The sequence below is a fragment of the Pseudomonas sp. PvP089 genome, assembly GCF_017875165.1.
In the GTDB taxonomy this organism is placed as follows: Bacteria; Pseudomonadota; Gammaproteobacteria; order Pseudomonadales; family Pseudomonadaceae; genus Aquipseudomonas; species Aquipseudomonas fortuita.
In genome coordinates this window covers 5,957,949-5,980,199 of the sequence record NZ_JAGGME010000001.1, presented here as the reverse complement: position 1 = coordinate 5,980,199, position 22,251 = coordinate 5,957,949, and the positions used below count along the sequence as shown (strand labels likewise).

Here is a 22,251-nt window from a genome sequence, read left to right as displayed (position 1 = left end):
CGCCAGCCCTTGTAGCGCGGGGCTGGTCGCGATAAGCACGCCGATGTCGCTGGCAGGAATGTACGTCGCTCTCAGCTTGCGCATTATCCAAGCCATAAAAAGCCCACTAGTCGGCTGCTGGAGATGAACATGTCCGATACCTTCCTCAATCCGGTCACCACCCAGACCTGGGCCAACGGCCGCCACATCGTGCGCTGCGTCAAGGTCATCCAGGAGACCTGGGACGTGCGCACCTTCTGCTTCATGGCCGACCAGCCGATCATGTTCTTCTTCAAGCCCGGGCAGTTCGTCACCCTGGAGCTGGAGATCGAAGGCAAGCCGGTGATGCGTTCCTACACCATTTCCAGTTCGCCGTCGGTGCCCTACAGTTTTTCGATCACAGTGAAGCGCGTGCCGGGTGGCTTGGTGTCCAACTTCTTGCACGACACCATGCACGAAGGCGCCGAACTGCCGGTACACGGCCCGGTGGGGCTGTTCAACGCCATCGACTTCCCGGCGGGCAAGGCGCTGTACCTGTCGGGCGGTGTCGGCATTACGCCGGTCATGTCGATGGCGCGCTGGTTCTATGACACCAACGCCAACGTCGACATGGTGTTCGTGCACAGCGCCCGTTCGCCGAAGGACATCATCTACCATCGCGAGCTGGAACAGATGGCCTCGCGCATCCCCAACTTCAGCCTGCATATCATTTGCGAGAAGCATGGCCTGGGCGAGCCATGGGCGGGGTACCGCGGTTACCTGAATCAGCGACTCATGGAACTGATCGCCCCTGACTACATGGAGCGCGTGGTGTTTTGCTGCGGCCCGACGCCTTATATGACGGCGGTCAAGCGCATGCTCGAAGCCGTCGGTTTCGACATGAAGAATTATCACGAGGAGTCGTTTGGTGCGACGCCGGCCGAGGCCAAGGCCGATGCGGTGGAGCACGCCGAACAGGCGGCCGACGCACCGGAGCTGGATGTATCCGACCTCAACCTGGTGGAGTTCATCGGCAGCGACAAGAGCATCCGCATCGCCCCGGGCGAGACTGTGCATGCGGCCGCAGCCAAGGTTGGCCTGATGATCCCGAAAGCCTGCGGCATGGGTATCTGCGGCACTTGCAAGGTGCTCAAGCTGGGCGGCGAAGTGGAGATGGAGCACAACGGCGGCATCACCGAAGAGGATGAAGCCGAGGGCTACATCCTGTCGTGCTGCAGCGTGCCGAAAGGGGATGTGCGGATCGATTACTGATCCTGTAAAGCCGGGGCTGCGTTGCAGCCCATTCGCGGGACGAGCCCGCTCCCACAGGTTTACCCCTGGTCTGAAGGTTTCGGTAAACCTGTGGGAGCGGGCTTGTCCCGCGAAAGGGCCATCAGATCCATACAGCATCCCAATGTGAGTAGTCGCCCGCACGGTCAACCAGCCCGGCTCTTATGGGATTGGCAACGATGTACCTCGCCACGTGCAGCACACTTTCTTTCCGCCGCAAGGCCCGGTTCTGATAGCCCGGCTGCCATATTTTCTTGCGTGACATGCCCCGCTGATAGAGCGCATGACTACTCCGTGATTTGAACCTGCGCATCAAGCAGCTCAACGTGCCACTTTGCAACTCAATCAGCCAATGCACATGGTCGGGCATGACCACCCAGGCCAGGGACCGGCAAAGCCCATCGAGCTCCGCCTGTCTCAGTTGCTGGATCACGCCACGGGCGTAGTTGAATTGAGTGAAGATCTGCTGACGTTCATGAGTGACCGTGGTCAGCAGGTAAAGCCCCCCCGGCTGAGAAAAACGGCCGCGGCGCAGCAGATGGGATTGGGCACGGTCCATGTGGGGTCCCTGATGTGAGATCTGGGACAACACTAGGTGAGATGTCAGTGGCGTGCGGTGTGGAATGTTTTCTGGATGTTGGGTAGCAACGCTGGCCTCTTCGCGGGGCAAGCCCGCTCCCACAGGCTCACCGTACCCTTCAGATCAGCACAGACCCTGGGGGAGGCTCACCGTAGCCCTCACACCAGCCCCGAGCCTCTGGCAGGCTAGCAGAATCCCTCAAGCCACCGCCGAGCCTCTGGCAGGCTAACAGAACCCCTCAAGCCACCGCCGAGCCTCTGGCAGGCTAGCAGAATCCCTCAAGCCACCGCCGAGCCTCTGGCAGGCTAACAGAATCCCTCAAGCCAGCGCCGAGCCTCTGGCAGGCTAACAGAATCCCTCAAGCCAGCGCCGAGCCTGTGGGAGCGGGCTTGTCCCGCGAATGGGCCGCACAGCGGCCCCAGCATTGTCATGTACGGAACCGTGCCACCAACCCATTCAGGTCCACGGCCAAGCGCGAGAGCTCAGCACTCGCCGCACTGGTCTGATGCGCCCCCGTAGCACTCTGCACCGACAGGTCATTGATGTTCACCAGGTTGCGGTCCACTTCCCGCGCCACTTGTGCCTGCTCTTCCGCCGCGCTGGCGATCACCAGGTTACGCTCGTTGATCTGTGCCACCGCCCCGGCAATGGTGTCCAACGCCAAGCCAGCACCGCGGGCGATGTTCAGCGTCGACTCGGCGCGTTCAGTGCTGGTGCGCATCGACTCCACTGCCTCTTCCGTGCCGCCTTGAATGCTGCCAATCATCCGTTCGATCTCGCTGGTCGACTGCTGGGTACGGTGCGCCAGCGCACGCACTTCATCCGCTACCACGGCAAAGCCACGGCCCGCTTCGCCGGCGCGCGCCGCCTCAATGGCAGCATTGAGCGCCAGCAGGTTGGTCTGGTCGGCCAGGCCGCGGATCACGTCGAGTACCTTGCCAATGTCGCGCGACTGTTCGGCCAGGTGCGTGATCAGTTTTGCTGTGGCCTGCACGTCACCGCTCATGCGCTCGATGGCGCCCACCGTCTCCATCACCAAGTCACGACCGTCGCCAGTGGAACGGCTGGCTTCACTGGATGCCTCTGAGGTACTCACGGCATTTCGCGCCACTTCCTCCACCGCGCTGGTCATTTCAGTCACGGCAGTGGCGGCTTGTTCAATTTCGTTGTTCTGCTGTTGCAGGCCACGGGCACTTTCGTCGGTGACGGCGTTCAATTCTTCGGCCGCCGAGGCCAGCTGGGTGGCGGAGCCGGCGATCTGCTGCAGGGTGTCGCGTAGCTTGTCTTGCATGCGGGCCATGGCACGCAGCAGGCGGGCGGCTTCGTCGGTGCCTTCGGCGCGGATGATGTGGGTCAGGTCACCGTCGGCGACCTGCTCGGCGCATTTGAGCGCCTCATCAATCGGCTTGACGATGCTGCGGGTCAACAAAAGGGCGCACGCGAATGTCAGCACGGTAGCGGCAACCAGCAGGCCGATCACCAGGGTGAAGGCAGTGTCGTACTGGCTGGCGGCCTTCTCGTTGGTGGAACGGGTCTGTTCGGTGTTGATACGCACCAGGGTTTCCATGACCTTGTTGATTTGCTCGGAGTTGGCCAGCAGGTCGCGGTTGAGCAGGTCGCGCAGTTCGTCGACGCGGCCGGCCTGGCTCAGGCTGCGCATGCGCGATTCCAGCTGGCGGTACTGGTTGAGCAACTGGCCGTACTGGTCGAACGCCGCCTGTTCATCACCGGCGGCGATCATCGGCAAATAGGCCTGGCGCGCACGGTCGATCTGGCTGTTGCGCTGGTCCAGCAGGTTGAGGGTATCGCTTTGGATGGCAGGCTCGCGGTTGATCAGCAGTCGATAGGACAGGGTGCGCATGCGCAGGTTGAGCGCGGTGATTTCGTCGAGGATCTTGATGCTGGGCACGTTGACTTGCTCGATGGCCACGCCCGCCTGGCGAATGTTGCCCATTTGCACCAGTGAGAAGATACCAAGGCCGAGCATCAGCAGGCCGATAAGCGCGAAGCCGAGCAGCGCGCGCGGGGCGATATTCATGTTGCGTAGAGACATGGAGGGGAAGATCCAGGCAAGGGATAAAGAGTGCGCGAAGTGCGACAAAACATGACTTGCCGGGCTATCGGTCGTGACTGGCCAGTCTTGAGCGCGCCCCGCTAAATTTGTGAGCGCGCTAACCTTTTCCTGACCGGCGGTTGACCCAGGTCGGAACAAGGGGGTGATTACCCTGTCAATCTGCGGGCCAGACACCTTGTGAATCCGATTTTTAATGGCGATGGGCCGCGCTTTTCTTTATCGTGTGCGCCCCTCGCAACAACCTGAGATAGACCCATGCTGGAAGCTTCCCTGAATCAAATCGAGCAACTGGTCAGCGACCTGATGCAGAAGAACGCTCAACTCACCGAGCAGAACACCGCCCTCGGCACGCAATTGGCCCAGGCCAAGGAAGAAAACGAAACCCTGCAGCTGTCGCTGATGGAGCAGGAAGAGAAGAACGGCAGCACCGCCGCCCGCCTGCAGGCCCTGGTTGATCGCGCCAGCGCTGGCGTTGCTGGCGCATGAGATTGCAAGAGCAGCCGGTCAATGTCGTGTCGATTCTCGGCATCGACTATTCGATCAAGGCGCCCGAAGGCCAGGAAGAAACCCTGGCCCAGGCGGTGCGGATGCTCAACACCGCCCTGAACGAAACCAAGCGTCAGTACCCGACCCTGATCGGTGACAAATTGCTGGTGCTGGCTGCCCTTAACCTGTGCTCCAAACAGGTTGAACTGCAGAAAGAACATCAGCAGACCCTTGCGCGTACCCAGGCGCAGATCGACGCCACGGTGGACGCCATCGTGCGGACCATTGCAGAGTCCTGATCGATAGCTGGGGCGCTTTGCGCCCCAAAGCCCCAACTCATTGTTCCAGGTCACTGGATTAACTGGATACGCAAGTGTATACACTTCTCGCAAAACAATAATGTGCGGGGGAGTAGGGGCATGCGTATCTGGCGTAAAAGCATCCAGTGGCAGTTGATCACCAGCATGGGCGCAGCCCTGTTGGCCAGCATCCTGGTGGTGGTCATCATCTTCACCGTGGCGCTCAACCGCCTCACCGACCGCTACCTGGTCGACACTGCCCTGCCTGCCAGTGTCGAGGCCATCCGCAATGACATCGAGCGCATGCTCGGCCAGCCACTGGTGGCTGCGGCGGACATTGCCGGCAACACGCTGCTGCGCGACTGGCTGGCTGCCGGTGAAGACCCCGCCCAGGCTGCGGCATTCATTGAATACCTGGGCGCCGCCAAACAGCGCAACCGCGCCTTCACCACCTTGTTTGCCTCGACCGAAACCGGCCATTACTACAACGAAAATGGCCTGGACCGTACCCTCAGCCGCAGCAACCCCAAGGACAAGTGGTTCTACGGCTACATCGACAGCGGCGCCGACCGGTTTATCAACATCGACATCGACGGAGCCACTGGGGAGCTGGCGCTGTTCATCGATTATCGCGTGGAAAAGGCTGGCAAGCTGGTGGGCGTGGCCGGCATGGGCCTGCGCATGACCGAGCTGTCGAAGCTGATTCACGACTTCAGCTTTGGCGAGCATGGCAAGGTCTTTCTGGTACGTAACGATGGCCTGATCCAGGTGCACCCGGACGCTGCCCTCAGTGGCAAGCGCCAGCTCACCGAGCAACTCGGTACGGACGCTGCCAATGCTGTAATGACGGGCGGCGAAGGCCTGCGCAGCAGCCGCTTCAGCCGTGACGGTGAACGGTATCTGGCACTCGGCCTGCCCCTGCGCGACCTTGACTGGACCTTGGTGGCCGAGGTGCCGGAGTCGGAAATCTACGCGCAAATGCATCAGGCGGTATGGCTGACCAGCCTGATCGGTGGCGGTGTGGCCCTGGTGTCGCTGCTGCTGGTGGTGCTGCTGGCGCGCGGCCTGGTGCGGCCTATCCGCCGCGTTACCGCTGCGCTGGTGCAGATTGGCAGTGGCGCAGGCGACCTTAGCCACCGCCTGGATGACTCGCGCCAGGATGAGCTGGGTGACCTGGCCCGGGGTTTCAACCGCTTTCTCGACAGCCAGCGCAGCCTGATTGGCGAGGTTTTGCACACCTCCGAACGGCTGCATCGTGCGGTTGAGCAGGTAACCCAAGTGGTGGACAACACGGCCGAGCGCTCAGGGCGGCAACAGGAAATGACCGAAATGGTTGCCACTGCCGTGCACGAAATGGGCCTGACGGTGCAGGACATTGCCCGCAATGCGGGTGATGCGGCGCAGGCCTCGCAGTCGGCACGGGATGAAGCCTTGCAGGCGCGTGAGGTGGTACGGCGTTCGATTCAGGGCATCGAGGGCATGTCGGGCGACATCGTCAAGGCAGCCGATGCCGTCAGCCAGCTGGCCAACGAAGTCGCCTCTATTGATGAAGTTCTCGCGGTGATCCGCAGCATTTCCGAACAAACCAACCTGCTGGCGCTGAACGCAGCCATCGAGGCGGCGCGGGCCGGGGAGATGGGGCGCGGGTTTGCTGTGGTGGCCGACGAGGTGCGAACGCTGGCGCGACGTACGCAACTGTCCACCGACGAAGTGCAGCAGATGATCCAGCGCCTGAAGCAGGGCGCGGGTTCGGCGGTGAGCTCGATGCAGGCGGGGCAGCAGGCGACCGGCAGTGGCGTTGAATCAAGCCAGCGTACCGGGGCGTCGTTGGGCGCGATTACCGACCAGGTGGAACACATCAGCGACATGAACCATCAGGTGGCCACGGCGACCGAAGAGCAGTCGGCGGTGACCGAAGAGATCAACCGCACGGTGCAGGGGATTTCTGACCTGGCCCGGGAGACGGCGGCGGAAGTTCAGGGCTGCCGTGAAGAGTGCCAGGCGTTGCGTGGCTTGGCTGATGACCTGGCGCGGCAGATGGGGGGGTTCAGGCTTTAGATCGGTGTGGGCTTCATCGCTGGCAAGCCAGCTCCTACAGGATCACCACAGGCCTGAGCCTTGTGTGGACCATGTGGGAGCGGGCATGCCCGCGAATGCGGCCTGTCAGGCGGTGATGATGCTGCGGATATCCGCCGCCAGCTCGCGCACCCGCTCTTCCTCGGTATCCCACGAACACATGAACCGCGCCCCACCACTGCCGATGAAGGTATAGAACCGCCAGCCCTTGCCCCTCAATGCCTCAATCGCAGGCTCCGGCATTTGCAGGAACACCCCGTTGGCCTCCACCGGGAACATCAGCTCCACCCCCGGCAAGTCACTCACCAACGATGCCAGCAACTGCGCGCAATGGTTGGCGTGGTTGCCATGGCGCAACCAGGCGCCATCTTCCAGCAGCCCCACCCATGGCGCAGACAGGAAGCGCATTTTCGACGCCAGTTGACCGGCCTGCTTGCAGCGGTAATCGAAGTCTTCGGCCAGTTGGCGGTTGAAGAACAGGATTGCTTCACCCACCGCCATGCCGTTCTTGGTGCCGCCGAAGCACAATACATCCACACCGGCCTTCCAGGTCAGCTCGGCCGGGCTGCAGCCCAGGAATGCGCAGGCATTGGTAAAGCGCGCGCCGTCCATGTGCAGGTTCAGCCCCAGCTCCTTGCAGGTCGCGCTGATCGCCTTCAGCTCGTCGGGGCGGTACACGGTGCCCACTTCTGTGGCCTGGGTAATGGTCACGACCCGCGGCTTGGGGTAGTGGATGTCCTGGCGCTTCAGCGCCACTTCGCGGATGGACTCTGGCGTCAGCTTGCCGTCGACGCTGGCGGCCGTCAGCAGCTTGGAGCCGTTGGAAAAGAACTCCGGCGCGCCGCATTCGTCGGTTTCGACGTGGGCGGTCTCGGAGCAAATGACGCTGTGGTAGCTCTGGCACAGCGAGGCCAGGGCCAGGGAGTTGGCGGCGGTGCCGTTGAAGGCGAAAAATACCTCGCAGTCGGTTTCAAACAGGTTGCGGAAGTATTCCGAGGCGCGCTCGGTCCATTGATCGTCGCCATAGGCGCGGTCGTGGCCGTGGTTGGCCTTTTCCATCGCCGCCCAGGCTTCGGGGCAGATACCGGAATAGTTGTCGCTGGCGAATTGTTGGCTCTTATCTGTCATGACACGGTCCTGTGAACGACGCAGAACAGCACTCTAAACCATCGATTCAGCGGTTGCCTATACAAGCTGCTTTCAGTGGGATCTGCGTCGGCCTCTTCGGGGGGCAAGCCCGCTCCCACAATGGCCATGCATACAGCAATCATTGTGGGAGCGGGCTTGCCCCGCGAAGAGGCCGGCAGCATCAACCCAAAGGCAATGTCGTAAACGCGCCATTGCAAGGCGTGCGCAGGCATCTGACCCGACCCCGCCAGTCATACCATCGCCACAAAGGGCCACAGTGCCCCACGACAAAAAAACGATCGCTGCCGGGAGATACACGATGTTCAGCAAGCAAGACCAGATCCAGGGTTACGACGACGCACTGCTGGCGGCGATGAATGCCGAGGAACAGCGCCAGGAAGATCACATCGAGCTGATCGCCTCGGAGAACTACACCAGCAAGCGCGTCATGCAGGCCCAAGGCAGCGGCCTGACCAACAAGTACGCCGAAGGCTACCCGGGCAAGCGCTACTACGGTGGCTGCGAGCACGTGGACAAAGTAGAAGCCCTGGCCATCGAGCGCGCCAAGCAGCTGTTCGGTGCCGACTACGCCAACGTACAGCCGCACTCCGGCTCGTCGGCCAATGGCGCCGTCTACCTGGCCCTGCTGCAGGCCGGTGACACCATCCTCGGCATGAGCCTGGCCCACGGTGGCCATCTGACCCACGGCGCCAAAGTGTCGTCCTCGGGCAAGCTCTATAACGCCGTGCAGTACGGCATCAACACCGACACCGGCCTGATCGACTACGACGAAGTCGAGCGCCTCGCGGTCGAGCACAAGCCGAAAATGATCGTTGCCGGTTTCTCGGCCTACTCCAAGACCCTCGACTTCCCACGCTTCCGCGCCATTGCCGACAAGGTGGGTGCGCTGCTGTTCGTCGACATGGCCCACGTAGCCGGCCTGGTTGCCGCTGGCCTGTACCCGAACCCGATCCCGTTCGCCGATGTGGTTACCACCACCACCCACAAGACCCTGCGCGGCCCACGTGGCGGCCTGATCCTGGCCAAGTCCAACGAGGAGATCGAGAAAAAGCTGAACGCCGCTGTATTCCCCGGCGCCCAGGGCGGCCCGCTGATGCACGTGATTGCCGCCAAGGCCGTGTGCTTCAAGGAAGCGCTGGAGCCTGGCTTCAAGGCCTACCAGCAACAAGTGATCGAAAACGCCCAGGCCATGGCCCAGGTGTTCATCGACCGCGGCTACGACGTGGTGTCCGGTGGCACCGACAACCACCTGTTCCTGGTCAGCCTGATCCGCCAGGGCCTCACTGGCAAAGATGCCGACGCCGCCCTGGGCCGCGCGCACATCACCGTCAACAAGAACGCCGTGCCGAACGACCCACAGTCGCCGTTCGTCACCTCGGGCCTGCGCATCGGCACCCCGGCCGTCACCACCCGCGGCTTCAAGGTTGCGCAGTGCGTGGCCCTGGCCGGCTGGATCTGCGACATCCTCGACAACCTCGGTGACGCAGACGTCGAAGCCGATGTGGCGAAGAACGTCGCGGCGCTGTGCGCAGACTTCCCTGTTTACCGCTGAGTGGAGTAAACGACCATGCAACGCTACTCGGGCTTCGGCCTCTTCAAACACTCCCTCAGCCACCACGAAAACTGGCAGCGCATGTGGCGCACGCCCACCCCTAAAAAGGTGTACGACGTGGTTATCGTCGGCGGTGGCGGCCATGGCCTGGCCACGGCCTACTACCTGGCCAAAGAGCACGGCATCACCAACGTTGCCGTGATCGAGAAAGGTTACCTGGGCGGCGGCAACACCGCCCGTAACACCACCATCGTGCGTTCCAACTACCTGTGGGATGAGTCGGCGCAGTTGTACGAGCACGCCATGAAGCTGTGGGAAGGCCTGTCCCAGGACATCAACTACAACGTGATGTTCTCCCAGCGCGGCGTCTACAACCTGTGCCACACCTTGCAGGACATTCGTGACTCCGAGCGCCGCGTCAGCGCCAACCGCCTCAACGGCGTCGATGGCGAGCTGCTGAACACCGCCCAGGTCGCGGCCGAAATCCCGTACCTGGACTGCTCGAAGAACACCCGCTACCCGATCCTTGGCGCAACCGTTCAGCGCCGTGGTGGCGTGGCCCGCCACGACGCCGTGGCCTGGGGCTATGCCCGCGCTGCCGACGCCCTGGGTGTGGACCTGATCCAGCAGACCGAAGTGATCGGTTTCCGCAAGGAAAACGGCGCGGTCATTGGTGTGGAAACCAACAAAGGCTTCATCGGCGCCAAACGCGTCGGCGTGGTCACCGCCGGTAACTCCGGGCACATGGCCAAGCTGGCCGGCTTCCGCCTGCCGCTGGAATCGCACCCGCTGCAAGCGCTGGTATCCGAGCCGATCAAGCCGATCATCGACAGCGTGATCATGTCCAATGCCGTGCACGGCTACATCAGCCAGTCCGACAAGGGCGACCTGGTAATCGGTGCCGGTATCGACGGCTGGGTCGGCTACGGCCAGCGCGGCTCGTACCCGGTGATCGAGCACACCCTGCAGGCCATCGTCGAGATGTTCCCCAACCTCTCGCGCGTGCGCATGAACCGCCAGTGGGGCGGCATCGTCGACACCTCGCCGGACGCCTGCCCGATCATCACCAAGACCCCGGTCAAGAACATGTTCTTCAACTGCGGTTGGGGTACTGGCGGCTTCAAGGCGACCCCGGGTTCGGGCAACGTCTTTGCCGCGAGCCTGGCCAAGGGCGAAATGCACCCGCTGGCCGCGCCGTTCTCCATGGACCGTTTCTACAACGGCGCACTGATCGACGAACACGGCGCCGCCGCCGTCGCCCACTAACCGGAGACACCGTCATGTTGCATATTTTCTGTCCCCACTGCGGCGAGCTGCGCTCCGAAGAAGAGTTTCACGCCTCTGGCCAGGCGCACATCGCCCGCCCGCTGGACCCTGCCGCTTGCTCCGACGAGGAGTGGGGTACCTACATGTTCTACCGTGACAACCCACGCGGTATTCACCATGAACTGTGGGACCACGTTGCCGGTTGCCGCCAGTACTTCAACGTCACCCGCGACACCGTGACCTACGAAATTCTGGAAACCTACAAGATTGGCGAAAAGCCGCAAGTGACCGCCAACGGTAAAGCTGCGAACGCACCGTCGACCGTCAAAGGCCAAGGGGAAAAAGTATGAGCCAGACCTATCGCCTCGCCAGCGGCGGCCGCATCGACCGCAGCAAGGTCCTGAACTTCACTTTCAACGGCAAGACCTACCAGGGTTATGCCGGTGACAGCCTGGCCGCTGCGTTGCTGGCCAACGGCGTAGACATCGTCGGCCGCAGCTTCAAGTATTCGCGCCCACGCGGCATCATCGCTGCCGGCACTGAAGAGCCGAACGCCATCCTGCAGATCGGTTCCAGCGAAGCCACCCAGATCCCGAACGTGCGCGCCACCCAGCAGGCGCTGTACGCCGGCCTGGTCGCCACCAGCACCAACGGCTGGCCGAACGTCAACAACGACGTGATGGGCATCCTCGGCAAGGTGGGCGGCAGCATGATGCCGCCGGGCTTCTACTACAAAACCTTCATGTACCCGAAATCGTTCTGGATGACGTACGAGAAGTACATCCGCAAAGCTGCAGGCCTTGGCCGTGCACCGCTGCAGAACGACCCGGACAGCTACGACTACATGAACCAGCACTGCGACGTGCTGATCGTCGGCGCCGGCCCTGCTGGCCTGGCCGCTGCACTGGCTGCTGCGCGCAGCGGCGCCCGTGTGATCCTGGCTGACGAGCAGGAAGAGTTTGGCGGTAGCCTGCTCGACAGCCGCGAAACCCTCGACGGCAAGCCTGCCGCCGACTGGGTCAACGCCGTGATCAAAGAGCTGGAAGGGCTGCCGGACGTAACCCTGCTGCCACGTGCCACGGTCAACGGCTACCACGACCATAACTTCCTGACCATTCACGAGCGCCTCACCGACCACCTCGGCGACCGCGCTCCGATCGGCCAGGTACGCCACCGTGTGCACCGTGTACGCGCCAAACGCGTGGTACTGGCGCCCGGCGCCCACGAGCGCCCGCTGGTGTACGGCAACAACGACGTACCGGGCAACATGCTGGCCGGTGCAGTCTCCACCTACGTTCGCCGCTACGGCGTGGCCCCGGGCCGCAAGCTGGTGCTGTCGACCAACAACGACCACGCCTACCGCGCCGCGCTGGACTGGCACGACGCTGGCCTGCAAGTGGTCGCCATCGCCGATGCCCGCCACAACCCACGGGGCTCGCTGGTTGAAGAGGCGCGTGCCAAAGGCATCCGCATCCTCACCTCCAGCGCCGTGGTCGAGGCCAAAGGCAGCAAGCATGTCACCGGCGCCCGCGTGGCGGCCATCGATGTGCAGGCGCACAAAGTCACCAGCCCAGGCGAAACCCTTGAGTGCGACCTGATCGCAACCTCCGGTGGCTACAGCCCGATCGTGCACCTGGCTTCGCACCTGGGCGGTCGCCCGGTATGGCGTGACGACATCCTCGGCTTCGTGCCGGGCGATGCACCGCAGAAACGTGAGTGCGTGGGTGGTATCAACGGCGTCTACGCCCTTGGTGATGTGATTGCCGACGGTTTCGAAGGCGGCGTTCGCGCAGCCACCGAGGCGGGCTTCAAAGCCTCTGTCGGCACCTTGCCAAAAACCGTGGCGCGCAAGGAAGAGGCCACCGTGGCACTGTTCCAGGTGCCGCACGACAAAGGCACCAAGGGGCCGAAGCAGTTCGTCGACCAGCAGAACGACGTGACCGCCGCCGGTATCGAGCTGGCCACCCGTGAAGGCTTCGAGTCGGTTGAGCACGTAAAACGCTACACCGCGCTGGGCTTCGGTACCGACCAGGGCAAACTGGGCAACATCAACGGCCTGGCCATCGCCGCCCGTTCGATCGGCATCACCATCCCGGAAATGGGCACCACCATGTTCCGCCCCAACTACACGCCGGTCACGTTCGGCGCGGTAGCGGGCCGCCACTGTGGCCACCTGTTCGAGCCCGTGCGTTTCACCGCCCTGCATGCCTGGCACGTGAAGAACGGCGCCGAGTTCGAAGACGTTGGCCAGTGGAAGCGCCCTTGGTACTTCCCCAAAGCCGGTGAAGACATCCATGCCGCCGTGGCCCGCGAGTGCAAGGCCGTGCGCGACAGCGTGGGCCTGCTGGACGCCTCGACCCTGGGCAAGATCGACATCCAGGGCCCGGACGCCCGTGAGTTCCTCAACCGCATCTATACCAATGCCTGGACCAAGCTGGACGTGGGCAAGGCCCGCTACGGCCTGATGTGCAAGGAAGACGGCATGGTCTTCGACGACGGCGTAACCGCCTGCGTTGGCGACAACCACTTCATCATGACCACCACCACCGGCGGCGCTGCCCGCGTGCTGCAGTGGATGGAGCTGTACCACCAAACCGAATGGCCAGAGCTGAAGGTGTACTTCACCTCGGTTACCGACCACTGGGCCACCATGACCTTGTCCGGCCCCAACAGCCGCAAGCTGCTCAGCGAGCTGACCGACATCGACATGGACAAGGAAGCCTTCCCGTTCATGACCTGGAAGGAAGGCAACGTCGGCGGCGTGCCCGCCCGAGTGTTCCGTATCTCGTTCACCGGTGAGCTGTCGTACGAAGTCAACGTGCAGGCCAACTACGCCATGGGCGTGCTGGAACAGATCATCGAAGCCGGTAAAAAGTACAACCTGACCCCGTATGGCACCGAGACCATGCACGTACTGCGTGCCGAGAAGGGCTTCATCATCGTGGGCCAGGACACCGACGGTTCGATGAACCCGGACGACCTGAACATGAGCTGGTGCGTTGGCCGTAACAAGCCGTTCTCGTGGATCGGCCTGCGTGGCATGAACCGTGAAGACTGCGTGCGCGAGAACCGCAAGCAGCTGGTAGGCCTGAAGCCGGTCGACCCGACCAAGTGGCTGCCGGAAGGCGCCCAACTGGTGTTCGACCCTAAACAGCCGATCCCGATGGACATGGTTGGCCACGTCACCTCCAGCTACGCGTCCAACTCCCTGGGCTATTCATTCGCCATGGGTGTGGTCAAAGGCGGCCTCAAGCGCATGGGCGAGCGTGTCTACTCGCCGCAGGCAGATGGCAGCGTGATCGAAGCGGAAATCGTGTCTTCGGTGTTCTTCGATCCGAAGGGTGAGCGGCAGAACGTCTAAGGCCCTGAGATAGGTCTGCTTGAAATCCAAGCCCTGTGGGAGCGGGCTTGCCCCGCGAATGCGATGGTGGCCTCACCGCCCTCTTCGCGGGACAAGCCCGCTCCCACAGGCCACCGCTAGCATTCGGGCATTGCATGTGACCTCTGGTCTTACGGACAACAGAATTCAAGGCAGGTAAGAAATGAGCGCTATCAACGTCTTCCAGCAAAAACCCGGCGCCGAGGCCAAGGCCCAGTCGCCACTGCACCACGCCGACCTGGCCAGCCTGGTTGGCAAAGGCCGCAAGAACGCAGGCGTGACCCTGCGTGAACGCAAGTTCCTTGGCCACCTGACCCTGCGTGGCGACGGCCACAACCCGGAATTCGCCGCCGGCGTGCACAAGGCCCTGGGCCTGGAGCTGCCAGTAGCCCTGACTGTGGTCGCCAATAACGACATGTCGTTGCAATGGGTCGGCCCCGACGAGTGGCTGCTGATCGTGCCCGGTGGCCAGGAACTGGCGGTCGAGCAAAAGCTGCGTGCAGCCCTTGAAGGCCAGCATATTCAGGTGGTCAACGTCAGCGGCGGGCAAAGCCTGCTGGAACTGCGCGGCCCGAACGTGCGCGAAGTGCTGATGAAATCCACCAGCTATGATGTTCACCCGAACAACTTCCCGGTGGGCAAGGCCGTGGGCACTGTGTTCGCCAAGTCGCAACTGGTGATCCGCCGTACCGCCGAAGACACCTGGGAGCTGGTGATTCGCCGCAGCTTCGCCGACTACTGGTGGCTGTGGTTGCAGGACGCTTCGGCCGAATACGGCCTGAGCATCGAGGCTTAAGGAGAGCAGAACATGAGTCGGGCACCGGATACCTGGATTCTCACCGCCGACTGCCCGAGCATGCTCGGCACCGTCGACGTGGTGACGCGTTACCTCTTCGAGCAGCGCTGCTACGTGACGGAGCACCACTCCTTCGATGACCGGCAGTCGGGGCGCTTCTTCATTCGTGTCGAATTCCGCCAGCCGGACGATTTCGACGAAACGGGCTTCCGTGCCGGCCTGGCCGAGCGCAGCGAAGCGTTCGGCATGGCTTTCGAGCTGACCGCACCGAACCACCGCCCGAAAGTGGTGATCATGGTGTCCAAGGCCGACCACTGTCTGAACGACCTGCTGTACCGGCAGCGCATCGGCCAGCTGGGCATGGACGTGGTTGCAGTGGTGTCCAACCACCCCGACCTCGAACCCCTGGCGCACTGGCACAAGATCCCCTATTACCACTTCGCCCTCGACCCCAATGACAAGGCGGGGCAAGAGCGCAAGGTCCTGCAGGTGATCGAGGAAACCGGCGCCGAGCTGGTTATTCTCGCCCGTTACATGCAGGTGCTGTCGCCCGAGCTGTGCCGGCGCCTGGATGGCTGGGCGATCAACATTCACCACTCCTTGTTGCCAGGGTTCAAGGGCGCCAAGCCTTATCACCAGGCCTACAACAAGGGCGTGAAGATGGTGGGCGCCACGGCGCACTACATCAACAACGACCTGGACGAAGGGCCGATCATTGCCCAGGGGGTCGAGGTGGTGGATCACAGCCACTATCCGGAAGACCTGATTGCCAAGGGGCGGGATATCGAATGCCTGACCCTGGCGCGTGCTGTGGGGTATCACATCGAGCGGCGGGTGTTCCTCAACGCAAATCGGACTGTCGTTCTCTGACATCCTGTACCGGCCTCTTCGCGGGACAAGCCCGCTCCCACAGGTTCATCGCCATGTTCGAAAGAGCGGTGAGCCTGTGGGAGCGGGCTTGTCCCGCGAATGGCCTCACACCTTTGTGCCTGCCGCTAAAAGACATCCCTCTGTCGCTTCCAGTCAGTGCAACCCGCCCTATCAGGCCCACAATCTCCTGCATTCCAGTAACACATGCCGCCCACGGATGGCGGCGCTTCAACCAACGCTGCATAAATAAAAATCAAGCGAGGTAAAAGCAATGTCTGGCAATCGTGGAGTGGTATATCTCGGCGCCGGCAAGGTCGAAGTGCAACACATCGACTACCCGAAAATGCAGGATCCGCGCGGCAAGAAGATCGAACACGGCGTCATTCTGAAGGTGGTCTCCACCAACATCTGCGGCTCCGACCAGCACATGGTCCGCGGCCGTACCACTGCCCAGGTCGGCCTGGTCCTGGGCCACGAAATCACCGGTGAAATCGTCGAGATGGGGCGTGACGTCGAACGCCTGAAAATCGGCGACCTGGTGTCGGTACCCTTCAACGTTGCCTGCGGCCGCTGCCGCTCGTGCAAAGAGATGCACACTGGCGTCTGCCTCACCGTCAACCCAGCCCGCGCCGGTGGTGCCTATGGCTATGTCGACATGGGCGACTGGACCGGTGGCCAGGCTGAGTACGTGCTGGTGCCATACGCCGACTTCAACCTGCTGAAACTGCCGGACCGCGACAAGGCCATGGAAAAGATCCGTGACCTGACCTGCTTGTCCGACATCCTGCCCACCGGCTACCACGGTGCCGTGACGGCTGGCGTAGGCCCAGGCAGCACCGTATACGTTGCAGGCGCTGGACCGGTCGGCCTGGCCGCTGCAGCCTCGGCCCGCCTGCTGGGCGCTGCCTGCGTCATCGTCGGTGACCTGAACCCGGCCCGCCTGGCCCACGCCAAGTCCCAGGGCTTTGAAGTGGTCGACCTGTCCAAGGACACCCCGCTGCACGAGCAGATCATCGACATTCTTGGCGAGCCGGAAGTGGACTGCGCCGTCGACGCCGTCGGCTTCGAGGCCCGCGGCCATGGCCACGAAGGTGCCAAGCATGAGGCCCCGGCTACCGTGCTGAACTCGCTGATGCAAGTGACCCGCGTTGCCGGCAACATCGGTATCCCGGGCCTTTACGTGACCGAAGACCCAGGCGCGGTAGATGCCGCCGCCAAGATCGGCGCGCTGAGCATCCGCTTTGGCCTGGGCTGGGCAAAATCGCACAGCTTCCACACCGGCCAGACCCCGACCATGAAGTACAACCGCCAGCTGATGCAGGCGATCATGTGGGACCGTATCAACATTGCTGAAGTGGTGGGGGTGCAGGTGATCAACCTGGATCAGGCGCCGGAAGGGTATGGCGAGTTTGATGCGGGTGTGCCGAAGAAGTTTGTGATTGACCCGCACAAGATGTGGGGTGCGGCGTAATCAGCATCGAGTAACAAGTGCCCCTCCTGTCGAGGGGCTTTTTTAAGGTTGCATCACCGACTTTAAAGTCTGCATCGCCCGTTGTAGGAGCGGCCTTGTGTCGCGAAAGGGCTGCGAAGCAGCCCCCGACGATATGAGCACTTGCACCAAGTTCTTGGGGAAGCTTCGCAGTAAACACGCCCGCGGAACACTAACGCCTGATGAGACTAGCGTCTGGAGTTGAGGACGAAATTTCATTAATGGCAGTTGAATACTTTGGCGAGAAACTGACGGGTTGCGTGAGATCGCTGCGTAAGCGACTGCGAAGGCGCAACGATGATTCACCGAGACGCTTCAGTTCTGCCCTCATGTGCTCAGGGGCGTTGTCGGGATGTCTTCTCATATATCTCAAGTCAGCATTGATTATTCTTCTACGCTCCCGAATCTGGGAAAGTTGTTGCTGTACCCGTGGAGGCAATTTGTCTTCAATGTATTGATAGTTCGGAAGCAGTAGATCCTCCGATTCAGTTTGAGCAAAGGATGGGGGCTCTTTGCCCTGTCGTCGAGCAGATTGTAGTTCTTCTGGGGTGAGTTTGGGTTGCAGTTGTGCTTGGGTTTGAACTCTATCACGACTTCTGGTCCGCCCGAATAGGTTGGCGATGCCTTTAAATGGACTCAGCCAGCTTTGACCTGATGGATCTAACCGATTGACTGGATCGCCGCTACAGTAGGCATATGCATTAATACCACCTGCGTCAAACGGACTTAACCCGTCAGCTGAGTGAAATCGCTGCAGGACGGGATTGTAAATGCGATGACCGTTACCAAGGGTATAGAAACTTGTCAATGCATCTCGCAGCTGGCCATTGAACGCCAAGAGACGTTGCTCTTCGGGTGCATTAATTGCGTAACCGTAGGGGGTGTAGGCAGAGGAATGAGGTATGCGGTCAGAGTCAGGGTGCTTCTTCATCATCTTGGCCTGCTTGATGTGAATTGTTGTTACCAGTATTAGGATGTCGAGCGCATAGCGCTACTGATAGAAATGACAGGTTGGTACCACTGACCTGGGCTGCTTGATAGCCTCGACAACCGGCTCGGAACAAACCCCGGAACGCCGAGTCAAAAGCCTCGTTTCCCCGGTCATCCCGGCCCACGAGGTCCCCCCAATGAAAGCATTCACCCTGGCAACCCTTATGACCCTGGCCGCAAGCCCGGTGTTCGCCTTCAACCTCAGCGACGCTGCCAACGCCGTGTCCGCCATGCAAACTCAGAAGCAGCAGGGCCAAGTACAGGCACCCGAGGCACAGGCCAATTTGCTTAACACCTTGGGCAGCGAATTGAAGATCACCCCCGAACAGGCCGTGGGTGGGGCAGGGGCAATGCTGGGCTTGGCGCGCAATAACCTGAGTACCGATGACTATGGGCAACTGACCAAAGCGGTACCTGGCCTGGACTTGCTGGCCGGGGCCAATGCGCTGGGCGGCTTGAGTGGCCTGGGCGATTTGCTGGGCAAGAACAGCGAAAGCCAGTCGGCCCTGAGCAACGCGCTGGGCAATAACGTGGAAAACCGCAGCGACCTGGACAGTGCGTTCAAGGCGCTGGGGATGGACACGGGGATGATCGGGCAGTTTGCGCCGTTGATTCTGCAGTACCTGGGGCAGCAGGGGATTGCCGGGTCGTTATTGCAGAATTTGGGTAGTTTGTGGACTACGCCGGTGCCGTTGGCCCAGCCTTCGGTCTAGGGGGTTGTAGGGGCAGTGTGGGTATCACCGCTGTGGAAGGCTGGCGCCGTCCTGTAGGAGCGGAGCGGCACAAGGCCGCTCCTACAAGGGGCCGCGCAGGCCTTGGGCTATTGGGTCAGGCGGCTTCTGTGAAGTCCACCAGGCGCACGGGGCGGCGGAAGCCGGCGGTCAGTATCGCCAAGTAGGCCAGGCCCAAGGCAAACCAGCACAGGCCAATCACCAGCGTCAGCGCCGACAGGCTGGTCCACAGCCACAGTGTCAGCCCCAACCCTACCAGCGGCACCACGCCATAGCTCAGCAGCCCCTTGGCATTACGCTGGCTGGCATCATCCAACAGATGCGTCTTCACCACCGCCAGGTTTACCGCCGAGAACGCCACCAGCGCGCCGAAGCTGATCAGCGAGGCGAGGGTAGCCAGGTCGATCACCAGCGCCAGCAGCGAGAAGGCTGACACCAGCAAAATAGCGAACACTGGCGTACCAAAGCGCGGCGACAGGTAACCAAAGCTACGGCGTGGCAGCACGTTGTCGCGGCCCATGGTGAACAGGATGCGCGACACCGCCGCCTGCGAGGCCAGCGCCGAACCCAGGCTGCCCGCAACATACGCGGCGGTGAAGAAGTTGGTGAGGAACTGCCCGCCCGCCTTGAACATCACCTCGTTGGCCGCTGCATCGGCATTGGCAAAGCTGCTGCCCGGCAGCACCAGCTGGCTGACATAGGCCAGCAGGGTAAACAGCAAACCGGCAAACAGGGTGGTGAGGATGATCGCCCTTGGCACGTCGCGGCGTGCATCGCGGCATTCTTCGGCCAGGGTCGACACAGCGTCGAAGCCCAGGAACGACAGGCACAGCACCGCTGCGCCCGCCATCAAGTGGCCGAAGCCCGGTTTGCTGCCGTCACCCAGCAGCGGCGACAGCAGGTCGAGCGGCTGGCCGGCCAATGTCTGGCAGGACAGCGCGACAAACACGCCGATAAACACGATCTGCGCGCCAACGATCAGGTTGCTGGTCTTTGCCACCGAGTTGATGCCGACCACGTTCAGCACTGTCACCAGGGCGATGCAGGCGAGCACGAAAGCCCAGGCGGGTACTGCCGGGAAGGCGATGTTGAGGAACAGGCCGATCAGCAGGTAGTTGATCATCGGCAGGAACAGGTAGTCGAGCAGCAACGACCAGCCGGCGAGAAAGCCGATGTTGGGGCCGAAGGCCATGTTGGTGTAGGAATAGGCCGAGCCTGCAACCGGGAAGCGTTTGACCATGACGCTGTAGGACGCAGCGGTGAACAGCATGGCCACCAGAGTGACCAGGTAGGCGCCGGCGGTGCGGCCACCAGTGAGTTCGGTGACGATGCCGTAGGTGGTGAAGATGGTCAGTGGGACCATGTAGACCAGGCCGAAGAACACCAGAGCGGGCAGGCCGAGGACACGGCGAAGCTGGGCGGGGGTGGAGCTAGATGGGTTGGCCATTGATCGATCCAGGCTTTTTGTAATTGTGCTTTGATCGATTTTTATCCACTTAGGTGGGGTGTGACAAAGAAGTAATCCTAATGTCGATTATTAGCCTGGGTTTTAATCGGGCATTTGTCGGGTATTCATTGGCCTCTTCGCGGGACAAGCCCGCTCCCACAGGTACCGCACACACCTTGGGAAGGGTGGAGTATCTGTGGGAGCGGGCTTGCCCCGCGAAGAGGCCGGTCCAGAATGACGGCTTAGCCAATCTCCGAGCGCAGTTGCTCGATCCGCTGGTCCTTCTGCACCCACACCTGATTCACCCAGGCCTGCACAGTCTGGCGGAAGGCCGGATCATTCTCGTAATCCCCCGCCCACAGTGCCGGGTCCAGCTCCCGCACCTGAATGTCGATAATCACCCGGCTAATGCTGCCATTGAGCAACGCCCAGAACCCCGGTGCCTGGTTGCCGGGGTACACGATGGTCACGTCCAGCAACGCATCCAGCTGCTCGCCCAATGCCGCGAGCACAAACGCCACGCCCCCTGCCTTGGGCTTGAGCAGGTAGCGGTACGGCGACTGTTGCTGCTGGCGCTTGGCTTCGGTAAACCGGGTGCCCTCCAGGTAGTTCACCACGGTCACCGGCTGGCGCTTGAACAGCTCGCAGGCCGCCTTGGTGATTTCCAGGTCCTTGCCCTTGAGCTCGGGGTGCTTTTCCAGAAACGCCTTGCTGTAGCGCTTCATGAACGGGTAATCCAGCCCCCACCAGGCCAGGCCGAGCAGCGGCACCCAGATCAGCTCCTTCTTGAGGAAGAACTTGAAGAACGGCGTGCGGCGGTTGAGGCTTTCGATCAACGCAGGGATATCGACCCAGCTCTGGTGGTTGCTCACGGCCAGGTAGGACGTGTCCTTGCGCAGGTTCTCCACGCCGCGGATGTCCCACTGGGTAGGAATGCACAGGGCGAAGATGGCCTTGTCGATTTCCGACCAGGTTTCGGCCACCCACATCACCGCCCACGAGGCATAGTCGCGGCCACGGCCCGGCAACACCAGCTTGAGCAGGGCGAAGACCAGCAGCGGGCAGATCAACACCACCGTATTGAGCAGCAGCAGAGTGGCAGTGAGAATGCCGGTCAGCAGGCGACGCATAAAGAGACTCTTGTTGTGGGAGATTAACGGTTGGCAATGATAAGCAGGGCCGTGGCCTACGCCAAATGTCCAATGCCCTGCGGCGGCAACAAATGTTTCACATTATGTTGATTAGGCTTGGCACAGCGAACCTATCCTGCCAGTGCAGTCTAAGCACTGACCCTTCTCAAGGAAGCCTGCTTGTGAAATCTCTGTTTGCCATGTTGTCACTGTTGGCGCTGCCAGTCATGGCCGCCGAGCCTACGATATACGGCCGGTACGAGAACATCGCCCTGCCCGAGCTGGGCGAAACCCTGAAAGCCAAGATGGACACCGGTGCCTTCACCGCGTCGCTGTCGGCCAAGGACATCGAGCTGTTCACCCGCGATGGCGAGGAATGGGTGCGCTTCCGCCTGGCGACCAAGGATTCCGATGGCAAGGTGTATGAGCACAAGGTCTCGCGCATCAGCAAGATCAAAGGCCGTGCCGATGAAGAGGAAGAAGGCGATGCGCCGGAAATCTCCAAGCGCCCGGTAGTGGACCTGGAGCTATGTCTGGGTGATGTGAAACGCACCGTGGAGGTGAACCTGGTCGACCGCAGCAGCTTCAACTACCCGCTGCTCGTGGGCTCCAAGGCGCTGCGCGAGTTCAAGGCCGCGGTCAACCCGGCCAAGAAGTTTACCGCTGGCAAGCCTGACTGCTAAGCAGTA

General features: G+C 61.9%; 18 protein-coding genes and 1 pseudogene. 13 read left to right on the top strand and 6 right to left on the bottom strand.

Going from position 1 to position 22,251, the window contains the following annotated elements:
* Window positions 1-129 precede the first annotated feature (129 nt).
* Window positions 130-1,230: a glycine-betaine demethylase subunit GbcB gene (gbcB, locus tag J3A71_RS27300; RefSeq protein ID WP_016484528.1), complete on the top strand. Its 1,101-nt coding sequence runs from the start codon at window positions 130-132 to the stop codon at window positions 1,228-1,230.
* A 121-nt stretch (window positions 1,231-1,351) separates the two neighbouring features.
* On the opposite strand, the gene J3A71_RS27295 is transcribed toward gbcB, so the two are convergent.
* Both J3A71_RS27295 and J3A71_RS27290 read right to left on the bottom strand, forming a co-directional pair.
* The gene (locus J3A71_RS27295) at window positions 1,352-1,807 is read right to left on the bottom strand and encodes a transposase (protein ID WP_095116632.1); all 456 of its coding nucleotides are present in this window, start codon (window positions 1,805-1,807) and stop codon (window positions 1,352-1,354) included.
* 448 nt (window positions 1,808-2,255) lie between these two features.
* A complete protein-coding gene (locus J3A71_RS27290) occupies window positions 2,256-3,881 on the bottom strand; it encodes a methyl-accepting chemotaxis protein (RefSeq protein ID WP_016484530.1) in 1,626 nt (541 codons plus the stop codon).
* A gap of 276 nt (window positions 3,882-4,157) precedes the next feature.
* On the opposite strand from J3A71_RS27290, the gene J3A71_RS27285 reads away from it, so the two are divergent.
* The 3 genes from J3A71_RS27285 (at window position 4,158) to mcpH (ending at window position 6,745) form a co-directional block, all read left to right on the top strand.
* The gene (locus J3A71_RS27285; RefSeq protein ID WP_016484531.1) at window positions 4,158-4,388 is read left to right on the top strand and encodes a hypothetical protein; all 231 of its coding nucleotides are present in this window, start codon (window positions 4,158-4,160) and stop codon (window positions 4,386-4,388) included.
* Complete coding sequence (locus J3A71_RS27280) at window positions 4,385-4,687, top strand: cell division protein ZapA (protein WP_016484532.1); 303 nt, start codon at window positions 4,385-4,387, stop codon at window positions 4,685-4,687. The genes J3A71_RS27285 and J3A71_RS27280 overlap by 4 nt, the downstream gene beginning before the upstream one ends.
* 120 nt (window positions 4,688-4,807) lie before the next feature.
* Window positions 4,808-6,745 (top strand): methyl-accepting chemotaxis protein McpH, encoded by a 1,938-nt coding sequence (gene mcpH / locus J3A71_RS27275; protein ID WP_060518024.1) that lies wholly within the window; start codon window positions 4,808-4,810, stop codon window positions 6,743-6,745.
* A gap of 105 nt (window positions 6,746-6,850) precedes the next feature.
* Here the strand turns inward: mcpH and J3A71_RS27270 are convergent, their stop codons facing one another.
* On the bottom strand, window positions 6,851-7,891 hold the full coding sequence (locus J3A71_RS27270; RefSeq protein ID WP_096425474.1) for a low specificity L-threonine aldolase: 1,041 nt from the start codon (window positions 7,889-7,891) through the stop codon (window positions 6,851-6,853).
* Between the two features lie 319 nt (window positions 7,892-8,210).
* Between J3A71_RS27270 and J3A71_RS27265 the strand changes: the two genes are divergently transcribed.
* The 7 genes from J3A71_RS27265 to fdhA all read left to right on the top strand — a co-directional run bounded on the left by J3A71_RS27265 (window position 8,211) and on the right by fdhA (window position 17,246).
* Window positions 8,211-9,464: a serine hydroxymethyltransferase gene (locus J3A71_RS27265; RefSeq protein WP_016484535.1), complete on the top strand. Its 1,254-nt coding sequence runs from the start codon at window positions 8,211-8,213 to the stop codon at window positions 9,462-9,464.
* 15 nt (window positions 9,465-9,479) lie between these two features.
* Complete coding sequence (locus tag J3A71_RS27260; protein ID WP_016484536.1) at window positions 9,480-10,730, top strand: sarcosine oxidase subunit beta family protein; 1,251 nt, start codon at window positions 9,480-9,482, stop codon at window positions 10,728-10,730.
* Between the two features lie 14 nt (window positions 10,731-10,744).
* Window positions 10,745-11,080 (top strand): sarcosine oxidase subunit delta, encoded by a 336-nt coding sequence (locus J3A71_RS27255; RefSeq protein ID WP_016484537.1) that lies wholly within the window; start codon window positions 10,745-10,747, stop codon window positions 11,078-11,080.
* Window positions 11,077-14,091, top strand: a complete 3,015-nt coding sequence (locus J3A71_RS27250; protein WP_016484538.1) for a sarcosine oxidase subunit alpha — start codon at window positions 11,077-11,079, stop codon at window positions 14,089-14,091. The genes J3A71_RS27255 and J3A71_RS27250 overlap by 4 nt, the downstream gene beginning before the upstream one ends.
* A gap of 181 nt (window positions 14,092-14,272) precedes the next feature.
* Entirely contained in the window at window positions 14,273-14,905 is a 633-nt protein-coding gene (gene soxG, locus J3A71_RS27245) for a sarcosine oxidase subunit gamma family protein (RefSeq protein ID WP_096425475.1), read from the top strand.
* A 12-nt stretch (window positions 14,906-14,917) separates the two neighbouring features.
* Window positions 14,918-15,775: a formyltetrahydrofolate deformylase gene (gene purU / locus J3A71_RS27240; RefSeq protein ID WP_016484540.1), complete on the top strand. Its 858-nt coding sequence runs from the start codon at window positions 14,918-14,920 to the stop codon at window positions 15,773-15,775.
* Window positions 15,776-16,046: 271 nt separating this feature from the next.
* The gene (fdhA, locus tag J3A71_RS27235; RefSeq protein ID WP_016484541.1) at window positions 16,047-17,246 is read left to right on the top strand and encodes a formaldehyde dehydrogenase, glutathione-independent; all 1,200 of its coding nucleotides are present in this window, start codon (window positions 16,047-16,049) and stop codon (window positions 17,244-17,246) included.
* 667 nt (window positions 17,247-17,913) lie between these two features.
* On the opposite strand, the pseudogene J3A71_RS31550 reads toward fdhA, so the two are convergent.
* A pseudogene (locus J3A71_RS31550) lies at window positions 17,914-18,153 on the bottom strand (RHS repeat-associated core domain-containing protein); the annotation flags it as partial.
* Window positions 18,154-18,391: 238 nt separating this feature from the next.
* Here J3A71_RS31550 and J3A71_RS27225 point away from each other — a divergent pair.
* A complete protein-coding gene (locus J3A71_RS27225; RefSeq protein ID WP_060518020.1) occupies window positions 18,392-18,967 on the top strand; it encodes a DUF2780 domain-containing protein in 576 nt (191 codons plus the stop codon).
* 115 nt (window positions 18,968-19,082) lie between these two features.
* Here J3A71_RS27225 and J3A71_RS27220 read toward each other — a convergent pair whose 3' ends face one another.
* Window positions 19,083-20,432: an APC family permease gene (locus J3A71_RS27220; protein ID WP_016484543.1), complete on the bottom strand. Its 1,350-nt coding sequence runs from the start codon at window positions 20,430-20,432 to the stop codon at window positions 19,083-19,085.
* Window positions 20,433-20,674: 242 nt separating this feature from the next.
* The gene (locus J3A71_RS27215) at window positions 20,675-21,562 is read right to left on the bottom strand and encodes an acyltransferase (RefSeq protein ID WP_016484544.1); all 888 of its coding nucleotides are present in this window, start codon (window positions 21,560-21,562) and stop codon (window positions 20,675-20,677) included.
* A 182-nt stretch (window positions 21,563-21,744) separates the two neighbouring features.
* Here J3A71_RS27215 and J3A71_RS27210 point away from each other — a divergent pair, with 182 nt between their 5' ends.
* Entirely contained in the window at window positions 21,745-22,245 is a 501-nt protein-coding gene (locus J3A71_RS27210; protein ID WP_016484545.1) for an ATP-dependent zinc protease, read from the top strand.
* Window positions 22,246-22,251: the final 6 nt, after the last annotated feature.

Bases quoted from the DNA above. Each gene is read 5' to 3' on its own strand.
- gbcB (WP_016484528.1), top strand. From the start codon at position 130: ATGTCCGATACCTTCCTCAATCCGGTCACCACCCAGACCTGGGCCAAC.
- J3A71_RS27295 (WP_095116632.1), bottom strand. From the start codon at position 1,807: ATGGACCGTGCCCAATCCCATCTGCTGCGCCGCGGCCGTTTTTCTCAG.
- J3A71_RS27290 (WP_016484530.1), bottom strand. From the start codon at position 3,881: ATGTCTCTACGCAACATGAATATCGCCCCGCGCGCGCTGCTCGGCTTC.
- J3A71_RS27285 (WP_016484531.1), top strand. From the start codon at position 4,158: ATGCTGGAAGCTTCCCTGAATCAAATCGAGCAACTGGTCAGCGACCTG.
- J3A71_RS27280 (WP_016484532.1), top strand. From the start codon at position 4,385: ATGAGATTGCAAGAGCAGCCGGTCAATGTCGTGTCGATTCTCGGCATC.
- mcpH (WP_060518024.1), top strand. From the start codon at position 4,808: ATGCGTATCTGGCGTAAAAGCATCCAGTGGCAGTTGATCACCAGCATG.
- J3A71_RS27270 (WP_096425474.1), bottom strand. From the start codon at position 7,891: ATGACAGATAAGAGCCAACAATTCGCCAGCGACAACTATTCCGGTATC.
- J3A71_RS27265 (WP_016484535.1), top strand. From the start codon at position 8,211: ATGTTCAGCAAGCAAGACCAGATCCAGGGTTACGACGACGCACTGCTG.
- J3A71_RS27260 (WP_016484536.1), top strand. From the start codon at position 9,480: ATGCAACGCTACTCGGGCTTCGGCCTCTTCAAACACTCCCTCAGCCAC.
- J3A71_RS27255 (WP_016484537.1), top strand. From the start codon at position 10,745: ATGTTGCATATTTTCTGTCCCCACTGCGGCGAGCTGCGCTCCGAAGAA.
- J3A71_RS27250 (WP_016484538.1), top strand. From the start codon at position 11,077: ATGAGCCAGACCTATCGCCTCGCCAGCGGCGGCCGCATCGACCGCAGC.
- soxG (WP_096425475.1), top strand. From the start codon at position 14,273: ATGAGCGCTATCAACGTCTTCCAGCAAAAACCCGGCGCCGAGGCCAAG.
- purU (WP_016484540.1), top strand. From the start codon at position 14,918: ATGAGTCGGGCACCGGATACCTGGATTCTCACCGCCGACTGCCCGAGC.
- fdhA (WP_016484541.1), top strand. From the start codon at position 16,047: ATGTCTGGCAATCGTGGAGTGGTATATCTCGGCGCCGGCAAGGTCGAA.
- J3A71_RS27225 (WP_060518020.1), top strand. From the start codon at position 18,392: ATGAAAGCATTCACCCTGGCAACCCTTATGACCCTGGCCGCAAGCCCG.
- J3A71_RS27220 (WP_016484543.1), bottom strand. From the start codon at position 20,432: ATGGCCAACCCATCTAGCTCCACCCCCGCCCAGCTTCGCCGTGTCCTC.
- J3A71_RS27215 (WP_016484544.1), bottom strand. From the start codon at position 21,562: ATGCGTCGCCTGCTGACCGGCATTCTCACTGCCACTCTGCTGCTGCTC.